19 protein-coding genes are annotated in these 18993 nt (G+C 41.6%); all 19 read left to right on the top strand.

All coding sequences use genetic code 11. The annotated features are described in order from the left end of the window. Positions 1 to 10 precede the first annotated feature (10 nt). The 19 genes from G601_RS0119955 (at position 11) to G601_RS27475 (ending at position 18989) form a co-directional block, all read left to right on the top strand. Positions 11 to 898 (top strand): carbohydrate ABC transporter permease, encoded by an 888-nt coding sequence (locus G601_RS0119955; protein WP_026492072.1) that lies wholly within the window; start codon positions 11 to 13, stop codon positions 896 to 898. 66 nt (positions 899 to 964) lie between these two features. After that, entirely contained in the window at positions 965 to 2494 is a 1530-nt protein-coding gene (locus G601_RS0119950; RefSeq protein ID WP_207638076.1) for an extracellular solute-binding protein, read from the top strand. 117 nt (positions 2495 to 2611) lie between these two features. Then, entirely contained in the window at positions 2612 to 2920 is a 309-nt protein-coding gene (locus G601_RS0119945; protein WP_035791220.1) for a metal-sensing transcriptional repressor, read from the top strand. Positions 2921 to 2982: 62 nt separating this feature from the next. Then, positions 2983 to 5562, top strand: a complete 2580-nt coding sequence (locus G601_RS0119940; RefSeq protein WP_026666385.1) for a heavy metal translocating P-type ATPase — start codon at positions 2983 to 2985, stop codon at positions 5560 to 5562. 238 nt (positions 5563 to 5800) lie between these two features. Beyond that, positions 5801 to 6211, top strand: a complete 411-nt coding sequence (locus tag G601_RS0119935; RefSeq protein WP_026492068.1) for a hypothetical protein — start codon at positions 5801 to 5803, stop codon at positions 6209 to 6211. 35 nt (positions 6212 to 6246) lie between these two features. After that, positions 6247 to 7014, top strand: coding sequence for a hypothetical protein (locus G601_RS0119930; protein ID WP_207638075.1), 768 nt, complete (start codon positions 6247 to 6249; stop codon positions 7012 to 7014). Then, a complete protein-coding gene (locus G601_RS0119925; RefSeq protein WP_026666383.1) occupies positions 7011 to 8687 on the top strand; it encodes a vWA domain-containing protein in 1677 nt (558 codons plus the stop codon). The genes G601_RS0119930 and G601_RS0119925 overlap by 4 nt, the downstream gene beginning before the upstream one ends. Before the next feature lie 202 nt (positions 8688 to 8889). Beyond that, the gene (locus G601_RS0119920; protein ID WP_026492065.1) at positions 8890 to 9573 is read left to right on the top strand and encodes a hypothetical protein; all 684 of its coding nucleotides are present in this window, start codon (positions 8890 to 8892) and stop codon (positions 9571 to 9573) included. 7 nt (positions 9574 to 9580) lie between these two features. Then, positions 9581 to 11431, top strand: a complete 1851-nt coding sequence (locus G601_RS0119915; RefSeq protein WP_026666382.1) for an ABC-F family ATP-binding cassette domain-containing protein — start codon at positions 9581 to 9583, stop codon at positions 11429 to 11431. 82 nt (positions 11432 to 11513) lie between these two features. Further along, entirely contained in the window at positions 11514 to 12092 is a 579-nt protein-coding gene (locus G601_RS0119910) for an HD domain-containing protein (RefSeq protein WP_026666381.1), read from the top strand. Between the two features lie 25 nt (positions 12093 to 12117). Next, positions 12118 to 12657: an SGNH/GDSL hydrolase family protein gene (locus G601_RS24335; RefSeq protein ID WP_051200940.1), complete on the top strand. Its 540-nt coding sequence runs from the start codon at positions 12118 to 12120 to the stop codon at positions 12655 to 12657. A gap of 654 nt (positions 12658 to 13311) precedes the next feature. Next, positions 13312 to 14400, top strand: a complete 1089-nt coding sequence (locus tag G601_RS0119900; RefSeq protein WP_026666380.1) for a PDDEXK nuclease domain-containing protein — start codon at positions 13312 to 13314, stop codon at positions 14398 to 14400. A gap of 307 nt (positions 14401 to 14707) precedes the next feature. Continuing rightward, positions 14708 to 14908: a hypothetical protein gene (locus G601_RS0119895; RefSeq protein ID WP_026666379.1), complete on the top strand. Its 201-nt coding sequence runs from the start codon at positions 14708 to 14710 to the stop codon at positions 14906 to 14908. 47 nt (positions 14909 to 14955) lie between these two features. Further along, positions 14956 to 15912, top strand: a complete 957-nt coding sequence (locus tag G601_RS0119890) for a hypothetical protein (protein ID WP_026666378.1) — start codon at positions 14956 to 14958, stop codon at positions 15910 to 15912. Positions 15913 to 15916: 4 nt separating this feature from the next. Further along, positions 15917 to 16462, top strand: coding sequence for a hypothetical protein (locus G601_RS0119885; protein ID WP_035791184.1), 546 nt, complete (start codon positions 15917 to 15919; stop codon positions 16460 to 16462). Between the two features lie 23 nt (positions 16463 to 16485). Next, entirely contained in the window at positions 16486 to 17055 is a 570-nt protein-coding gene (locus G601_RS0119880; RefSeq protein WP_026666376.1) for an HNH endonuclease, read from the top strand. 15 nt (positions 17056 to 17070) lie between these two features. Beyond that, the gene (locus G601_RS0119875) at positions 17071 to 18183 is read left to right on the top strand and encodes a macro domain-containing protein (RefSeq protein ID WP_026666375.1); all 1113 of its coding nucleotides are present in this window, start codon (positions 17071 to 17073) and stop codon (positions 18181 to 18183) included. A gap of 117 nt (positions 18184 to 18300) precedes the next feature. Continuing rightward, on the top strand, positions 18301 to 18828 hold the full coding sequence (locus G601_RS24330; protein ID WP_330368884.1) for a vWA domain-containing protein: 528 nt from the start codon (positions 18301 to 18303) through the stop codon (positions 18826 to 18828). Continuing rightward, the gene (locus G601_RS27475) at positions 18813 to 18989 is read left to right on the top strand and encodes a hypothetical protein (RefSeq protein ID WP_330368883.1); all 177 of its coding nucleotides are present in this window, start codon (positions 18813 to 18815) and stop codon (positions 18987 to 18989) included. Before G601_RS24330 ends, G601_RS27475 begins: the two co-directional genes overlap by 16 nt. Positions 18990 to 18993: the final 4 nt, after the last annotated feature.

Genomic DNA, 18993 nt, shown 5'->3' with positions numbered 1-18993 from the left:
GTAAAAAGCTATGCATAAGATAAGGAAATATTCGCAGGATACCTTTATAAATATACTGTTTTACATAATAGCAGTGATAATGATGATAGCCATTTTATATCCGCTGTGGTTTGTGATCATTGCCTCCATAAGTAATCCCTATGATGTGGCAAATGGAAGGCTGTGGCTTTTCCCTCAGCAGGTGGACATAAGGGGCTATAAGGAGCTGCTTGCGCAGGAAAAGATATGGCTTAGCTATATAAACACGATCATCTACACAGTGGTTGGCACAATTATTGCGCTGGTCGTCAACATCTCAGCGGGCTATGCCATGTCCAGAAAGGATCTGCCCTACAGAAAACTCGTAAACATTTTTTATGTGATTCCGATGTTTGTGGGCGGCGGTCTTGTTCCTACGTATCTTGTGGTGAAGAATTTTGGATTCCTTGATTCCTTCTGGGTAATGGTGATCCCCTTCGCTGCATCCTCCTATAACATCATTGTGGCCAGGACCTTTTTTGAGACATCCGTTCCGGAATCCCTGTGGGAAGCAGCGCAGATAGATGGCTGCGGAACCATCAGGTTTTTCCTGGAATTTATACTTCCGCTTTCCAAGGCTATCCTGGCAGTTGTAGGTCTCTGGACAGCAGTAGCCCAGTGGAACTCCTGGTTCAATGCACTTATTTATCTTCAGAATGAAAAGCTGATGCCCTTGCAGCTCCTCCTTAGAAGGATACTTATAACCAATGAATCTCTTCTTGGAGCAGCCACCGGAACAATGGCGCAGGAGCTAAGGCTCCTCTCAGATATGATGAAATATGCTTCGATTGTTATATCAACCCTGCCGATCATGATCCTTTATCCTTTCTTACAAAAATACTTTGATAAGGGTGTAATGATAGGCGCTGTAAAGGGTTGACGATTTTTAGAGGTATTGAAAATGAAAGTGAAAAGGTTATTTATAACATTGGTATTGGGCCTGTGCATGGCAGTGTCAGGGTGCGGGAAAGGAAATGCCGTAACTGAAAATGTGAAGCCGGAGGAAACGGAGAGTGGACTTAAGTCCTATGAGATTACTACGGTGAGATGGGTTGACTGGGGTGAGAATTACCACACCGGTTTTATTGATGAGCTTGCAAAGGAGAAGGGGATGGAGCTTACCTGGAATACCATTCTTAATCCTGACTGGGGTGATAAAAAGGCTGTGCTTATGGCAGGCGGGAATCTGCCCGATGCATTCATGGGATCTATCTGCTTTTCAGAGGCGGAGATCATGAATAATTCAGCAGCCTTCCTTAAGCTTGATGATTATATTGATGATTATATGCCGAACTTTAAGAAGATAATGGAAGAGGATCCCACCATGAGGGCTCTTACTTATTCTGCGGATGGGCATATTTACGGGCTTCCCTCCAAAAAGCCCTGTCGCCCCATAGTGTCAAACCAGATGTTTATAAACAAGGTGTGGCTCGATAATCTTGGACTGTCAGTGCCTCAGAATTACGAGGAGTTTGAAGAGGTGCTTAAAGCCTTTAAGGACAATGATGCAAACGGAAACGGCAATCCTGATGATGAGATACCCTTTGCACAGGGGTATGCCGATACAGTCATGTCCTTCTGCCTTCCCTTTGGAACTACGATAGGGGCAGATGGAACCTACATGATGACAATTAAAGACGGTCAGCCGGTATTTTTGCCGACCTTCGAGGGCTACAAAGAGGGTATAGACTGGATGTATAAGTGCTATTCGGAGGGCCTTATCGATCCGGAGATATTTACGGAGGATTCCTCCATGCGCGATGCCAAGCTTATGAGTGAAACTCCTGTAGTTGGCTGCGCTCCGGGGTGGACTATAGATGCCACCTTTGGTTCGAATGCAGATCAGTACATAGCACTCCCTGCCCTGGAGGGTCCGGATGGTAATCGTTATGTTTCCTCCGATCCGGAGCACTGGAATTACAGCAGATATGAGTTCGTGATCACAGCATCCTGCGAGGATCCGGGACCTTTACTTGCCTGGGCGGACAGCTTCTACACGGATGATGCCACCATACAAAACTTCTACGGACCTTTTGGAATTGGTACCTCCAAGGATGAGAAAAACGGCACCTATAGAGTTTTGGAGCCAAATGACGGAAATACTGCAGATACTTTTGCATGGATAAACTCCCTCAGGGATTTTGGACCTAAGTATGTGGCAGACGGTTTTGATGAAAAAGTGACCTATGATGCGGAAAACGGAGATGCATTAAAGCTGGAGCTTGATAAAGATATGAAGCAGTATGCAAGGGAGGCCTATCCCAATGTGAGTTATACCCCGGAGCAGCTAGGCATTCTTGCAACGCTATACACTGATATAGGAACCTATGTATCCTCCAATCAGGCTAAATGGGTAACTGAGGGCGGCGTTAATGAAGAGTGGGATGACTATATGAGCACCCTGAAAAACATGGGCTATGAAGAGTTCATGAAAATCCAGACAGAGGCCTACGAGAACTACAATTCAAATAAATAAAAATATCTAATTGACAATATACCCCACTGGGGTATATTATTTTGCTGGAAAGGATACCCTATGGGGGTATGCAATAGGAGATGAATTATGGCAGATGTTTCAAATAAAAATGAGGTGATGCAGGAAGCGTGTGAATGCTGCTGCACCGGTAAAACCAAGGAAAGAGATGATAAGGAATTCAGGGACCTCATGAACAGGCTAAAGAGGATTGAGGGACAGGTCAGAGGCATTGAAGGAATGCTTGAAAATAACGCTTACTGTACTGATATCCTGACCCAGGTTTCAGCTATCACCTCTGCACTTAACAGTTTTAATAAGGTCTTACTTGCTAATCACATGAAGACCTGCGTAGTTGATAACATAAAGGAAGGAAACGAGGAAGTAATAGATGAGCTTGTCTGCACGCTGCAGAAGCTTATGAAGTGATCGTTTCTTAAAGCTACTCTTATAAACAGAGTGAGACTTGGCTTCCTTGGACAGGAGTGAAAATGGAACAATATAACGTAACAGGAATGAGCTGTGCCGCCTGCCAGACAAGGGTTGAGAAGGCAGTAAGTGCCGTTGATGGCGTTGACAGCTGTGCAGTGAGCCTTCTTACAAACTCAATGGGAGTGGAGGGCTCAGCTCGTCCGGAGGATATAATTGCTGCAGTTGAGGCTGCAGGCTATGGCGCAAGCAGGAAGGCCGGAAGCGCTGATAAGGGCGCTGCGTCTGCTTCTGATGAGTCTCTTAAGGACACAGAGACACCCAAGATGAAGAAGAGGCTTATCGCTTCAGTCATTATTCTGATTCCGCTGATGTATGTCTCAATGGGACATATGCTGTGGAAATGGCCATTGCCGGCATTTCTTGACGGCAACCATGTAGCCATGGGATTGTATGAGCTTTTGCTCTCAGCTATGGTAATGGTTATCAATCAGAAGTTTTTCATAAGCGGATTTAAAGGGCTGCTTCACAGGTCTCCCAACATGGATACCCTGGTAGCTCTTGGTGCGACAGCATCCTTTGGCTATAGTGTGTTTGCACTTTTTGCCATGACAGGAGCGGTGCTTGCCGGTGATAAGGAGCTGATAATGTACTACATGAATCAGTTCTACTTCGAGGCAGCAGCCATGATCCTCACACTGATCACAGTTGGTAAGATGCTTGAAGCAAGGTCAAAGGGAAAAACCACCAATGCACTTAAAGGGCTGATGGACCTCTCACCGAAAACGGCAGTTGTTTTAAGAGATGGCACTGAAGAGATAGTGCCCATTGAAAAGGTAAAGGTCGGTGACAGATTCGTAGTAAGACCCGGCGACAGTATACCCGTGGATGGTATCGTGGCCGAGGGAGAAAGCGCGGTAAATGAGTCAGCGCTTACAGGAGAAAGTGTCCCTGTAGAAAAGGCAGTGGGAGACAGCGTATCCGCAGCAACCATCAATACTTCAGGCTACATGGTCTGCGAGGCCACAAGAGTAGGAGAGGATACAACGCTCTCAGCTATTATCAAAATGGTAAGTGACGCGGCAGCCACTAAGGCTCCGATTGCCAAGATCGCCGATAAGGTTTCGGGAGTTTTTGTTCCTGTTGTAATCGGCATCGCTCTTGTGACATTTTTCGCATGGCTCCTTGCAGGTCAGAGTGTTGGTTATGCTATAGCAAGAGCTGTTTCGGTACTTGTAATAAGCTGCCCCTGTGCCCTTGGCCTGGCAACTCCCGTGGCGATCATGGTTGGTAACGGCGTTGCAGCCAAAACAGGAATACTGTTTAAAACAGCTGCTTCCTTAGAACAGGCCGGGAAGACTCAGATCATAGCCCTTGATAAAACAGGTACAATAACCACAGGTGAAATGAAGGTGACGGATATCATTCCTGCACCCGGAACCTCTGAGGATGAGCTTATTGAGACTGCATACGCTCTTGAGCTTAAGAGCGAGCATCCGATTTCAAAGGCTATAACTGAATATGCTGAAGAGAATCAGGTTCTCTTAGCAGAGACCACAGAGTTTGAGGTACTATCCGGAAACGGACTTAAGGGCAAGCTTGAAAATGCTGCAATTTATGGTGGTAACCTTAAATATATTGATAGCGTTACGGGCAAGGTAAGCAGTGATGTAAAGCAGAGAATCACAGAGCTTTCCCAGAACGGAAAAACGCCCGTCCTTTTTGCAAAGGAGGGTAATCTTCTTGGAGTCATCGGAGTATCTGATGTTATAAAGGAGGATTCAGCAGGCGCCATCGCAGAGCTTAAGAGGATGGGGATTCACACGGTAATGCTTACAGGTGACAATGAGGTCACTGCAGCTGCGATTGCAAAGCAGGCAGGAGTTGATAAGGTTGTGGCTTCCGTTAAGCCTGACGGCAAGGAAGCGGTCATCAGAGAGCTCATGGAGCATGGCACTGTGACCATGGTAGGTGATGGAATTAACGATGCACCGGCTCTTACCTCAGCTAATCTTGGAATAGCTATCGGCGCCGGAACCGATGTTGCAATAGATGCCGCTGATGTGGTTCTTATGAAGAGCAGCATCAGGGATGTGGCAGCAGCAATTAGGATTTCAAGGAGTACCCTTAGGAATATTCACGAGAATCTTTTCTGGGCATTTTTCTATAATGTCCTGGGAATTCCCCTTGCTGCAGGCTGTTATGTGGCAGCATTCGGATGGGAGCTCAATCCCATATTCGGGGCAGCAGCCATGGGATTATCAAGCTTTTGCGTGGTATCTAATGCCCTTCGACTTAACTGGATAAAGCCCTATGATGGCTCAAGGGATAAGGTTATTAAAAATGCGATTACAGGAAAATTGATATCACAAGCGACAGACACTGATAGTGCTGGCGCAGATATAAATATTGAAGATGAAAAGGAGACAAACGAAATGAAGATCACAGTAAAAGGAATGATGTGCGAGCACTGCGAGGCTCATGTAAAGAAGGCGCTTGAGGCAATTGATGGTATCGACAGCGCAGTTGCATCCCACAACGACAATCTTGTTACTATCACAAACTCTAAGGATGTGGATGAGGCAGCCATCAAGGCAGCAGTCGAGGATGCTGGCTATGAGTATGTTGGAGTGATCACATAATAGTTATAAAGAACAAATAAATAGCGTTTAATTTCAGAATAGGCATATGTTGGTGAAATAGCTTTTTGTATTTTGCCAATGTATGCCTAATATTTTTGCAGAATATATCCTATGATTGTATTAAAGAAAGTCGCAGATTTACGTTGTTTTAGCTTTAAATACCGCTTTTGATGACGTATACTTATAACTTGGGGAAACCTTCATTGTTTAGAAGGTAAAATGATCCGGGAGATAAGGTATGGAAAAACAGCTTGCAGCAAGAATCAGACAATTTCCTTGTGATATAATGGAAATTCAGGGATCGCTTTCAGATATACTTCAGAAGATATCTGGATGGACGAAGGATGGCGACGATATGCAGCTAAGGCTCCTGATGCCAAGACTGCAGTATCTGGGAGCAATGATAGATACATTAAAGGGCGCCATGAATGATGCATCTGCTCAGATCGAAGAGACGGATGTCATGACAAAGCAGGTAATTGAGCAACAGCTTTTGTCACTTGAAAGCCTTCGTGGACAACTGTCCGGTATAACTGATGCAATAAGTGTCTCGGTCAGGACTTTAGCTGAGTCCGACAGGCAGGTGCTTATGGCAGATATCATGAAGAGATGCAGTGATCTTGAAAACGCAGCTAAGGAGTTGAAATGAGTAAGGATATTTTACAGGGGAAATTCAAACAGAATATGTCTAGGTTTAAGGTTGGAGCGGCGGTGCTTATTTTAACGCTCATCCTTAAAATCATTGTGGTGGCTACAAGGGATACCGTGATCGTATATGCCGGAATCAGGCTATTCAGGACCATTTCGGGAATTGTCACGGTTCTTCTGGGAGCAGGGACACTTGTTTTTCTGGTATTTCTCATAATGGTCGCAACATCATATATGGCACTTCAAAAGCAGACAGCCATTGAGGAAGCCGATTCACATACAGGACCTGTCCTTAAGGTAAAGGGGAACCTTGATCCTGTTCAGATAAAGAACAGCCTTATGACTGAAAGTGATAACTGGATGAAGGCTATTTCACAGATAAATCCCAGCGAAGCCGGGGAGATGAACGTGGCACTTACAAGTGTAAGAGAGACCATGGTTCAGATGGATGATTATCAGCTTCGTCTTAAGAATCTTCTCGATAGCAACGGGGCTGACGCACTTAGAGATACAGAAGAGATTCTTGATAAGGTTGAGCAGCATATTTGCAGAAATGTCAGAAAGCTCCTTAACATAATGACAGTTTCAAGTCCTAACACAAAGAACGATCTGGACGTTGTTGAACTCACAGCAAAGAACTGCGCTGAGGACAATAACAGACTGTTAAAGACCACAAAAGAATTTATTGTTGCAGTCACTGAGTTTCTTAACTCACAGGGCGACAGTGGCAGCGGCATAAATGAGGTAGAGGTGTATAAAAACGCCCTTACTTCACAGATAGAAGAGGGAGGAATTTACTCATGAAGAAAAGATTATTATCAACAGTGCTTACAGTAGCCCTGGTAGCTGCATCAATTACAGGCTGCAGCAGCGTGCGCAAGGATGCTTCAGTAGGCACACTTTCGGAGGACGAGGCCAAGAAGGAACTGACATCCCTTATGACAAAGGTTGATATCACAAAAAATGAAAATCCTATTCTGGATATTTATTCAGACGAGGTTTCAGAAGCGGATACCCTTGCTGATATCGATACTTTCCCTATCACAGTTCAGGGTAGCGGTCAGATCAATCTTGAGATCGCAGCACCTTCCGAGTTTTCAGGAAGTGCACCTGATAACTGGCTTAATGAAGTGGCTGAGAAGTTCAATAAGTCCGGTGCAACAGCAGACGGAAAGAGCGTTTCCGTGACAGTCAGAAAAATCTCTTCAGGAGAGGTTGTAACATACATGACAAACGGCGGTTATAAGCCTGACATCTATGTTCCTTCAAATGAAGCGCTTGGTAAGATGGTAGAGGCTAACGGCTTTAAGCCCGAGCTTCTCACAGACAGACTTGCAGGTAACACTGCAGGAATCCTTATGCAGAAGGATATCTACGACAAGTACACAGAAGCCCACGGTGATGTAACCGTAAAGGGAGTTCTTGAAGCAGCTAATGCAAACGAGCTTAAGTTCGCTTACACAAACCCTTACACATCAGCAACAGGACTTAATATCCTTTCATCCATGCTCTATGCGTTTGATGAATCAAATCCGTTATCAGCTACAGCAACCAATGCACTCCTTGATTATCAGAAGACCTCACCGCCGGTAGCATATACCACAGGTGTTCTCAGAACTCAGGCTGCAAAGGGAATCATCAATGCGATGGTAATGGAGAAGCAGGCTTATGTAAACACTCCCGAGCTTAAGAAGTACGTTTATACACCTGTTGGACTCAGACATGATCACCCCGCATATTTCTTTGACTGGAACTCAGATGCAGCCGCAAGAGACGCAGCTCAGCAGTTCGTCGATTTCTGCTTATCAGGTGATATGCAGAAGCTTGCAACAGACAAGGGCTTTAACCAGGATGACGACTATGTTTCCCAGGACACAGGAATGACAGGTGCTGATTATATCGCAGCCCAGAAGGTTTGGAAGCAGAATAAGAACGGTGGTAAGCCTATCGTTGCTGTTTTCGTAGCAGATGTATCAGGATCAATGGATGGTGAGCCTCTTAACTCACTTAAGCAGTCACTTATCAACTCATCAACATATATCAGCTCAGACCACTATATCGGACTTGTAAGCTATGCAAGTGAGGTTAATATCAATCTTCCTATAGCTCAGTTTGATCCCACACAGAGAGCTTATTTCTCAGGTGAAGTTAAGAACCTCTCTGCAGGCGGTGGAACAGCTACATACGACGCAGTGCTTACAGGTATGCAGATGCTTGAGGATTATGCTGAGACAGTTCCGGATGCAAAGCTGATGCTGTTTGTTCTTACAGACGGTGAGCAGAACACAGGATATTCACTGGATCGTATCGCACCTGTTGTAGGCGGACTTAAGATTCCGGTTTACACAATTGCTTATAACTTCAACAATGTAGGAGATCTTGAGAAGCTCTCCAACATCAATGAGGCAGCTCAGATCAAGGCTAACAGTGATGATGTTGTTAACCAGCTGAGAAACCTGTTCAATGTAAATCTGTAATGTGTTTTGGGAGTTTTTAACAAAACATCCTATGTGAAAAACTAAAGGAGAACCGCGGTTGTAAAAGCCGCAGTTTTCCTTTTATATTTTTTAAAAATTTCTTTTACTTTCATGAGATATTTTGGAGAATTTGACAATAGAATTAGAAAAGTTAAAGTGTATAATAATTCCTTGACTTTATTTTTAGCGAGGAAAAAGAAACATGAACAATCTATTGTACACTTATGAAGAGGTATGTGAAAAAATCGAGGAGAAGGGTCTTCTCATGTATGAGAGAGCAGATGCCAGAGATAAGTTTTTGTGGCAGTTTGCAAAGAGCGGTTCTACACTTCACGTTGACACTGTAATGAACAGCCGTTATGTTCTCTATGCTACTGAAAAAGACTATTCTGCTATCAAGAGAAAAGCAGAGGCAGCAGGCCTTGATCTTGCACTGACAGAGCGTGATAAGGGCATTATCGAGCAGCTTATTGCACAGTATGAGTCAGTTGAGAGCAGAGCTATACTTTTCATAAGAAATGGCAATAGGTTTATGCAGAAAGAGGGCGTTGAGAGAAAGCTTGCTCACGTTATAGTATTCTTTACTAACGAGAATCTTGACTTTATTCTTGATGGCCTTTGCGCAAATGATGCATATAAGGAAAAGAAGGAAGAGGTTAAGAAGGTATACGTGGCTATGCCTAAGCTTCCTAAGCTCCCTGCGCTTTCAGATGATGATATTAAAAACACTATTCCTGAGGGATGTGTAGTATCTCATCAGAAATACGGACAGGGCATAGTTAAGTCTGTTATCGAGGGAAGAATCAAGGTTCTTTTCGAGGGCTCAGTAGAAAAGATCTTTGCAGCTCAGGTTTGTATAGATAAGAATCTGTTAACCGTTTTATAATAAGAGCATGAATATCTTAAATGTAGAAAACGTTTCTAAATCATATATGTCTAAGCCTGTTCTCAGCGGTGTTTCTGTAGGTATAAACGACACGGATAAGATAGGTGTCGTTGGCACCAATGGAACAGGTAAATCAACATTACTTTCAATCATTGCAGGAGTTACCACACCTGACAGCGGACAGGTAATAATCAGTAACGGCCTTCGCATTTCATATCTTCCACAGAATCCTGTATTTGATATGGATAAAACTCTTTTGGAAAATATTGCCGGTAGAATCTACGCAGGCGGTGACCATTGGGATAAGATGGGTGAAATCAAGGCCAACCTTGCAAAGTTTGGAATCGATGATCCCGAGTGCAATCCTGAGATATTATCAGGCGGACAGAAAAAGAGAGCTGCTCTTGTAGCGGCAATAATGACACCTTCTGATCTGCTTATACTGGACGAGCCTACAAACCACCTTGATTCCGATATGATCGAGTGGCTTGAGGATTTCCTTCAGCATTTCAGGGGAGCACTTCTCATGATCACCCACGACAGATATTTCCTTGATGAGGTGACAAATCAGATACTTGAAATAGATAAGGGCAGCGTTTACCGCTATGAGGCCAACTATTCGGGATTTTTGGAGCTAAAGCAGCAGCGCCTAGATTACGAGCAGGCTGCGGAGAGGAAGGCGGCTTCCCTTTACAGGAAGGATCTTGCGTGGATGCTAAGAGGTGCAAGAGCCCGCTCCACCAAGCAAAAGGCCCACATTCAGAGATTTGAAGCGCTGCGCGACAGACAGCGTCCTGAGGAAGAGAGGCAGGTAGAGCTTTCTTCACTTCTCACAAGGATGGGCAATAAGACCATTATTCTTGATGGAATTTCCAAGGCATATGAGGGAAAGACCCTGTTTAAGGATTTTTCCTATACCTTTAACAAGTTGGACAGAATAGGTATTATCGGACCTAATGGCTGTGGTAAATCAACTCTCATGAAATGTATCGTGGGGCAGGTTGAGCCGGATACAGGCCTTGTTGAGATCGGACAGACCATCAGGATAGGCTATTTTGGTCAGGAAAATGAAGCACTTGATGAAAGTAAGAGAGTAATTGATTACATAAGGGATACAGCGGAGTTTATCAGAACGACAGACGGACTTACCTCTGCGTCTGTTATGTGTGACAGATTCCTCTTTAATCCTGAGATGCAGTATGCGCCTATCTCCAAGCTATCAGGCGGTGAGAAGAGAAGGCTGTACCTATTAAGAGTCCTTATGGAGCAGCCAAATGTCATTATCCTGGATGAGCCTACAAATGACCTGGATATTCAGACTCTTAGAATATTGGAGGATTATCTTGACGGTTTCGCAGGAATTATCATAACTGTAAGCCATGACAGGTATTTTCTTGACAGAGTAGTGACAAGAATATTCGCCTTTGAAGAGGACGGTAGTCTGTATCAGAGTGAGGGTGGCTACTCGGATTATCTTATTCATAAAAAGGAAGCAGGAGCTTTAGCAGCGGACGTATCTGGGTCCAAGAGTGCTTCCAATGGTGGTGGAAAGTCGTCAAATACCGATGATAAGTCTTCAGAGGATAAGTCATCAAAGGGAAAGTATCGTGCTCCCAGAGAGAAGACAAAGCTCTCCTTTAAGGAGCAGAGAGAATATGACAACATCGAAGCAGAAATCGAAGCTCTTGAGGAAAAGAGCGCTGAGCTTGAAACACAGATAGCGGAATCAGCTACTGACTATCCGAAGCTTATGGCTCTTAGTAAGGAAAAGGAAGAGGTCGACGCCGAGATAGAGAGAAAGATGGACAGGTATGTCGAGCTTCAGGAGCTGGTAGACAGCTTTCAGACTGATAAATAATACAATTATATAATTATGTGGTATACGTTGATTAATTTATAGAGAACATTGTTGTTGGGAATTATAAAAGAGGAGGAGCTGTATGAATGCGAGAGAGTACCTGGATATTTTACATGTTGCTGAGAAGTTAAAAGATACAACGCGCCATTGCACAACCACAAATCGCAGAACTGAGAGCGTGGCTGAGCATAGCTGGCGAATTTCACTCATGGCATTTCTTTTGAGACATGAGTTTCCGGACCTTAATATAGACAAGGTAGTGGATATGTGTCTCATCCATGATCTCGGTGAATGCTTTACCGGGGATATTCCTACTTTTATTAAGACAGATGACGACAGAGAAGTTGAAGATTCTCTTTTGAATAAATGGGTTAAGTCTCTTCCGGAAGAGTTATCAAAGGATATGGCTGACCTTTATAAAGAAATGGAGGCGCAGGAAACAAAGGAAGCAAAGCTATATAAGGCTTTGGATAAGCTTGAGGCCCTTATTCAGCATAATGAATCGCCGATAGATACATGGTCGGACAATGAATACGAGCTCAATAAAACATACGCATTTGATACGGTTGCTTTTTCTGAATGGCTTGTGGCACTTAGGAAAGAAATACTGGATGATACGTTAAGGAAGATTGATTCAGAAAAAGAGGATATTGCTGGATAACGTAATGCAGGAGGAGAGGAACGGTATGAGAACACTTTTTATTGGAAACAGTCACACTTACTTTAATGATATGCCAAAGATTTTTAAAGACATCTGTGCTGAGAATGGAATTGATATGCAGGTAACTATGCTTACAAAGGGCGGAATGGGCCTGGATTACCATGCTGAGAATGAGCAGACCAGATTCAACATCCTTTTCGGAGACTATGATTTCGTAATATTGCAGCATGTGGCACATCCTATGGGTGAGTTCGAGGATATGGAGAAAGCGGCTGATACTATCATGGAATGGATCAGGCAGACAAAGGCTGTGCCCTGCTACTATATGACCTGGACTGAAGAGAATAATGAAGAGTTTCAGCCTGAAATGTCAGCAAGGTATAGAAAATTAGCAAAGAAACACGATTGCCTCGTGGCTCCTGTGGGTGAAAAATGGTGGGAGGAATATCATAAGAATCCTGCTGTGGATCTTTATTTTGAGGATAGAAGACACGCATCACCTGCAGGGTCAAAGCTTGCGGCGGAAACTATATTTGAGACGCTAAGAGGTGTTTTATATACTTAATTTATTTGAATTATCACAGGAAAAATTATTATAAAAATTTATGTGCATAGATCAATGCTTCTAGGAGTTACCTGGATAGTATTGGTCTATTGTTTTATCGGTAAATGGCAGCATAGAGAAGTCAGTGAAGTGTGCGGTGAAGTGTAGTGAAGTTTTTGCTTACAACTTCATTATTGATAGATTGGTAGCAAAAGGAATGCTATTAGAGATAAAACAAGCATCAGCTAATCTTTATACGGCTAATTTGGAAAAAAGTGAAAATTAAACTTTGATATGTGTAGATAAGAACTATGGCATATTCATGAGGTATTTATGCCCCACTAACCCCGTCCCCAAGGACCATACTAGCCCATTTCACGTGTTGTCACGCCTGGTTATATATATCTTCATTTTTCCTAACAATTCCCAAATCTTAACTTTACATAATTTCACGTAAATTCACGTGAAGAAGGAAATGCTGGTAAATAGCTGGCACAAATTTGGTACATAGAAGCGTCCCTACGCCATTAAAGCTTGGTAAGCCTAGGAGTGATAGTTTCACCTGGGGGTTGATTTTTGGATCAGTTACCTCAAAAGAGGTAGCTGTTTTTTACACATGATATAGTCAATACTGTATAATTGAATTTGCTTGATAAAAATATTTGGAGGCGAGATATGAGCAACCTTATTAAAATTGATAATGAATATAAAAACTGGATTACAGAAGTATCAAAGCGTTTCAGACAGACTCAGCTAAAAGCTGCTGTGAAAACTAATAGTGATATGCTCAGGTTCTATTGGTCTCTTGGTAGGGATATTGTTGGATTGAGCGAAAAAAATAATTACGGATCTGGCTTTTATAAAACTATTAGTGAAGATTTGAAAGATATTTTCCCGGATATCAAATCGTTTTCGCCTACAAATCTTAAATATATGCGATATTTTTATGAGATGTATCCAGAAATATTAAATCGTCCTCAACTTGGGGACGATTCTGAAAATGAATTAAATCGTCCCCAGGCTGGGGACGATTTGGAAAATGCAATATTTTTTATTCCTTGGGGGCATAACAAAGTTATCATAGATAAGTGTAAAGGAGATTCCGCAAAGGCACTGTTCTATGTGAAGAAAACATTGGAAAACAATTGGTCAAGGGATGTACTCTTGAACTTCCTTGATACTGATCTGTATGAGAGGCAAGGTAAGGCGGTAACAAATTTTGCATTAACATTACCGGCAGAGCAGAGTGATCTTGCTCAGGCTATGACAAAGGATCCATATAGATTTGATTTCTTAACATTGAGAGAAAAATATGATGAGAAAGAATTCAAAGATGCGCTTATAAACAAGGCCGAGAAGTTCCTTATGGAACTTGGTACAGGCTTTGCATATATGGGTCGAGAAGTCAGAATTGAAGTAGGTGATACTGAGAAGTTTATTGATATGCTCTTTTACAACACCAAGCGACATTGCTATGTAGTTTTGGAAGTGAAAACGGGCAAGTTTGATTCTTCGTATGCGGGACAGCTTGGCACATATGTTGTAGCAGTAAATCATCAGATTAAATCAGAGGAAGATAACCCTACAGTTGGCTTATTGATATGCAAGGACCTTGATAAAGTAGAGGCTCAATATGCATTGGAATCAAGCAGCCAACCTATTGGAGTATCCAGTTACGAATTATCAAAGTTGATTCCAGAAGAATTTAAAGGAAGTATGCCAACGATTGAAGAAATTGAAGCAGAGTTTGGAAATATTGATTGAGCTTAGGATTAGACAATGTAAGAAATAAGATGTCGTTGAAGGATGATGACTTGTATTATGTTGTGGAAGTATAGTATTATCAGGAAATAAGCTATTCAACGTAAAAAAGGATACGTTAAAATATTTGTGTGTGATTCGTTGACGGGAATAATGAATAGCATTATGCTATATATGAACAGAAAAGTTATGTCGGGCGCAGCTCCTGGCTTCTCCGCTGCGGAGACGTTAAATATGAGCAGAATAAATATAGCTGCATAATTAAAGGGTTCTGGCGACAGAACCCTGTAATTATGCAAAAAGGTGGAAAATGTTTAGTTGGGATGAATTAAAAGAATTAACTATCAAGCCAAAGATTAATGATATTTCTTTGGATTGTTTATCACAATACTACTACAATGCTCATGGAATTCAGGAGGGTAAAAACCTTATCATTACTTCAGATGGTGATAATGGAAGCTTGGATTCAAAGGAAATTGACAATCTTATCAAAAGGACGTTTGATTTATAAGTATATATACAAATATTACATTACAGATAGGACGGTAGAATATTACAATGGCTAGAATAGAGACTCTTACAGCATATAAGTGTAGATTTAGTTATTTACAAAGGAACAATCCATTGATTGAGGAGCAACGTGAAGCGATAAGGAGTGGTGAAGAACCAAATTATTCTTTTTCTGAATTTATTGATACATATAAAGAATACACAAGTAACCTTGCAATTGGCGAAAATTCAGATAGAGCAATTGCTTTGGCAGAAAATAAGATAGAGTTTCGAGAAAAAAACGGAGTTAAGATATGGCATATAATGCCAAATGCAGGTAAACAGGGAAAACCGATTACAGTAATGAAAAAGACTGGAGAAAAATACAATTACGGTTCTGATGCAGCTGCGTTATATGAGTATCATGTTTTCGTTTACGAGAGTGATGATGGATTCATAGCTATTTTCCACAGACAAAATGGATCTGGCTGCAAGAGTGTTTTTTTGGAAACAGCAAACAATGCTATTAAGAGTAAAGGCTTAAAACTTGAGATGGATTTGATTGTTCCAATGGTAGATGAAGTAAATGATATTACTCCTACAAAAATCACAATGCAATTTATAAAACAAGAGCTATCTTCTGATGTGGCTGATAATGTTAATGGATCAAGAAGAAAACATATTATAAGGGAAGTAGGATTAAACCTGGAAGAACAGGAGAATAGAATGATCCTTGATATTATTAATAGATTTCATGCTAAGGAAATTGATCAAGCGAAAGCATTTGCCTTAATTAAAGCGGAGCTTAATGATGAAGTAGATTATAATGACGCGGAAATTAGATTACGTGTAGGTGGTAAACGACATCAAAAAATCCGATGGTGTGAATTTGAGAATATAGTTGGAGCTCATGATATTTCAGCTAGATTGTATGAAGCTTATAAAAACTCTCATGACTTTGCTGGAGAATTAGCAAAGCTTTCAGATGAATACTATGATGATATTCTTAAATCTGAGGAGGTATAACATATTGAAAGATGCAGTTTTAAGTATAATAGCTATTGGTATTGTTATACTTATGTTGTTTTGCAATAAGAAAGTTAGGATTTTCTCAATTATAAAAAGTCAATTCCAAGTTTATAGAAACGACAGTACAAAAAGGATATCGCTTTGGGATATTCTTTGTTTTGTAATTATGCCAATAGTCTTAGGAGCGATAATTGTTTTTGGGTTTGAATCTAGCATAGATGAAAAGCTTGCAGGAGTGTTAACTACAGTATTTGCATTTATATTTACAGTGCTGTTTGGATTTGCAGCTATACTTGTTGGAAAGCTTAACAGTGATATTAAGCTTGAAAAGCAGGTAGTTAATGAGACATTTGTCTCAATTATGACATGTAATATTTTATCTCTGTGTTCGGCAATCTTTTCTATAATCGTTATAGTTATTAAAAATAATTATGTTATAGCGGTGTTATCTCTGTTTATTTACTGCTTTTCATTTATGATAGTTATGCTTCTTTTGCTTATATCGAAGAGGACATATGTGATTTATATTAATCAAAAGGATTGTTAATGGGATTTATCTAAAAGGAAATTATGAAAAAGAATGTATTTAGAATGCCTACTCCGGTCAAGATTACTGGAAGAACATCAAGTATTACAAATGCGTTTGTTAACGGAATTATTCCTGTTGTTGAACCAACTGAAGATGAAATTGATGATGCTCTTGCTACTCTTGGAATGACAAGAGAGAGTATATGTTGCGCTTACTGTGGCGATACTTGCACAGAATGGGATCATTTTAGGCCACTAATAGTTGACAAGGGGCCTACAGGCTATATATCAGAAATTCATAATCTTGTTCCTGCTTGTGGCAAGTGCAATCAAAGCAAAGGTAATAAAGAATGGAAAAAATGGATGTATAGCGATGCTTTACTTTCTCCAAAAACAAGAGGCATCACGGATATAAATGAAAGATGCCGGAAGTTGGAAGTATACGAGAGAAAGTATGCACCTACAAAGCTTGATTTTGTAGAAATTGTAGGTGAAGAGTTATGGGAAAAACATTGGAATAACCATGAGAAACTGCTTGAATTAATGAAAACTTGTCAGGAAACATCTGATGAGATAAAGGAAAGAATTACCATGAGCCTGAGAAATGAGTAAAAGAAGGTATAATTCATGCCATTTCAAATCATTAGAAATGATATTACAAAAGTAAAAGCAGATGCCATAGTTAACACAGCAAACCCAGAAGTTGCTATTGGCGATGGCGTTGATTCTGCCATATATAAGGCTGCCGGTGAAGATAAGCTTTTTGCAGAGCGTCAGAAGATCGGAAGACTTAATCCTGGCGAAGTAGCTATTACTCCAGCTTTCAATATGGCTGCAAAGTTTATTATTCATGCAAGCGGTCCATGGTGGGAAGGAGGAAGCAGCGGTGAAGCTGAGCTCCTTAGGCAGTGCTATGATAAGTCGTTACAGCTTGCTGTTTCCAATAAGTGCAGGTCTATTGCGTTTCCGCTTCTTGCTACAGGTACTTACAGATTCCCTCAAAGGCTTGCAATCGAGATAGCGGTAGATTCTTTTACCAGATTCCTTGAAGAGCATGATATAGAGATATTCCTTGTTGTGTTCGGCGACAAGGCGGTGAAGATATCAGGCAATCTTGGAGAGGAAGTCATAAGCTTCATTGATGATGATTATGTAGGCAGTGCACTTTCTGATGAGTACAGATATGAAGGCCTTCCTGAGGAATTCGCTGATTATTCTGATAGTAATCTTGGAAGTTTAGATTCAGAAGAGATTGATAAGGATCTGGATTATAGTGGTGAGGTTTTTCGGGATTCATCTGTTAGTGCTCGTCGAGGATTTTCACCACGGGAGCTTGGCGTTTCTTTAGACAAGGAAGTTAAGCCATTAAAATCCTTGGATGATGTCCTTAAAGGTATATACAAGGATTCTTTTGAGAAGCACTTGCAGAAGCTGATTAACAAGAAAGGGCTCAAGAATTCGGAGGTATACGCAGCTGCGAATATATCGAAACAGTATTTTTCCAAATTATTAAAAGGACAGGTTAAGCCTTCTAAAGAGAAGGTCTTGGCACTGGCCGTGGGGCTTCGTCTCAATATGGATGAGACTGTGGATCTCCTCAAGTTGGCAGGCTACGCTTTATCGCCTATATCCCAGACAGATGCTGTGGTGGAATATTTCATAGAACATGAGGACTACAATGTATTAAAAATAGATATTGTACTGTTTGATTACGGCTTAGACCCGCTATCAAATGGATGATTACAAGGTCGCCTTCGGGTTGACCTTTTTTCTATGGTCAATTGGTATCATCTGATCATCAGATAACGAACGCCTCACTGCAGGGAGGTGGCATAGATGCCAGGAGGTAAAGAAATTATGAGTAAAGGATATACAGAGATCGTTTATATTTTGGATAGATCAGGTTCTATGGGTGGTCTTGAATCAGATACAATTGGCGGTTTCAATTCCATGATGGAGCAGCAGAAGAAGACTGGGGAGAAGGCAGTTGTTTCGACAGTTCTTTTCGATGATGTATGTAAAGTGATCCATGACAGAGTTCCGATTGAGAAAGTTGAGAAGATGACCGATAAGCAGTACTACGTAAGGGGCTGTACAGCTCTTCTGGATGCTGTGGGCGGCGCTATTCATCATATAGGTAACGTGCACAAGTATGCGAGAGAAGAAGACAGGCCTGAGAAAACTATCGTAGTTATTACTACAGATGGTATGGAAAATGCAAGTTGCAAGTATTCCAGGGACAAGATTGAGAAAATGGTTAAGCGTCAGCGGAAAAATATGGCTGGGAGTTTATCTTCATCGGTGCCAATATTGACGCATATGCAGAGGCTCAGAAGTATGGTATCCGCAGGGACAGGGTTGTTAATTATGTGTGTGATGATATAGGTACAGCCAATGTGTACGCAGGTGTTTCTAAGGCAGTTTGCTCAGTAATGATGGCTGATAGTTTGTGTGAGGTTGAAGGCTGTCTTGATAATAGTGATTGGGACGAGGAGATAAACGCAGATTATCAGAAACGTGGCAGCGGCAGAAAGGCAAGGAGGTAATAGC

Origin of the sequence: Butyrivibrio sp. FC2001 (genome assembly GCF_000424125.1) — a bacterium.
Lineage (GTDB): Bacteria > Bacillota > Clostridia > Lachnospirales > Lachnospiraceae > Butyrivibrio.
This window is presented reverse-complemented; position numbering and strand designations above follow the sequence as displayed.

Coding starts and splice junctions, on each gene's coding strand:
- G601_RS0119955 (WP_026492072.1), top strand. CDS start 11: ATGCATAAGATAAGGAAATATTCGCAGGATACCTTTATAAATATACTG.
- G601_RS0119950 (WP_207638076.1), top strand. CDS start 965: ATGGCAGTGTCAGGGTGCGGGAAAGGAAATGCCGTAACTGAAAATGTG.
- G601_RS0119945 (WP_035791220.1), top strand. CDS start 2,612: ATGCAGGAAGCGTGTGAATGCTGCTGCACCGGTAAAACCAAGGAAAGA.
- G601_RS0119940 (WP_026666385.1), top strand. CDS start 2,983: ATGGAACAATATAACGTAACAGGAATGAGCTGTGCCGCCTGCCAGACA.
- G601_RS0119935 (WP_026492068.1), top strand. CDS start 5,801: ATGGAAAAACAGCTTGCAGCAAGAATCAGACAATTTCCTTGTGATATA.
- G601_RS0119930 (WP_207638075.1), top strand. CDS start 6,247: ATGTCTAGGTTTAAGGTTGGAGCGGCGGTGCTTATTTTAACGCTCATC.
- G601_RS0119925 (WP_026666383.1), top strand. CDS start 7,011: ATGAAGAAAAGATTATTATCAACAGTGCTTACAGTAGCCCTGGTAGCT.
- G601_RS0119920 (WP_026492065.1), top strand. CDS start 8,890: ATGAACAATCTATTGTACACTTATGAAGAGGTATGTGAAAAAATCGAG.
- G601_RS0119915 (WP_026666382.1), top strand. CDS start 9,581: ATGAATATCTTAAATGTAGAAAACGTTTCTAAATCATATATGTCTAAG.
- G601_RS0119910 (WP_026666381.1), top strand. CDS start 11,514: ATGAATGCGAGAGAGTACCTGGATATTTTACATGTTGCTGAGAAGTTA.
- G601_RS24335 (WP_051200940.1), top strand. CDS start 12,118: ATGAGAACACTTTTTATTGGAAACAGTCACACTTACTTTAATGATATG.
- G601_RS0119900 (WP_026666380.1), top strand. CDS start 13,312: ATGAGCAACCTTATTAAAATTGATAATGAATATAAAAACTGGATTACA.
- G601_RS0119895 (WP_026666379.1), top strand. CDS start 14,708: ATGTTTAGTTGGGATGAATTAAAAGAATTAACTATCAAGCCAAAGATT.
- G601_RS0119890 (WP_026666378.1), top strand. CDS start 14,956: ATGGCTAGAATAGAGACTCTTACAGCATATAAGTGTAGATTTAGTTAT.
- G601_RS0119880 (WP_026666376.1), top strand. CDS start 16,486: ATGAAAAAGAATGTATTTAGAATGCCTACTCCGGTCAAGATTACTGGA.
- G601_RS0119875 (WP_026666375.1), top strand. CDS start 17,071: ATGCCATTTCAAATCATTAGAAATGATATTACAAAAGTAAAAGCAGAT.
- G601_RS24330 (WP_330368884.1), top strand. CDS start 18,301: ATGAGTAAAGGATATACAGAGATCGTTTATATTTTGGATAGATCAGGT.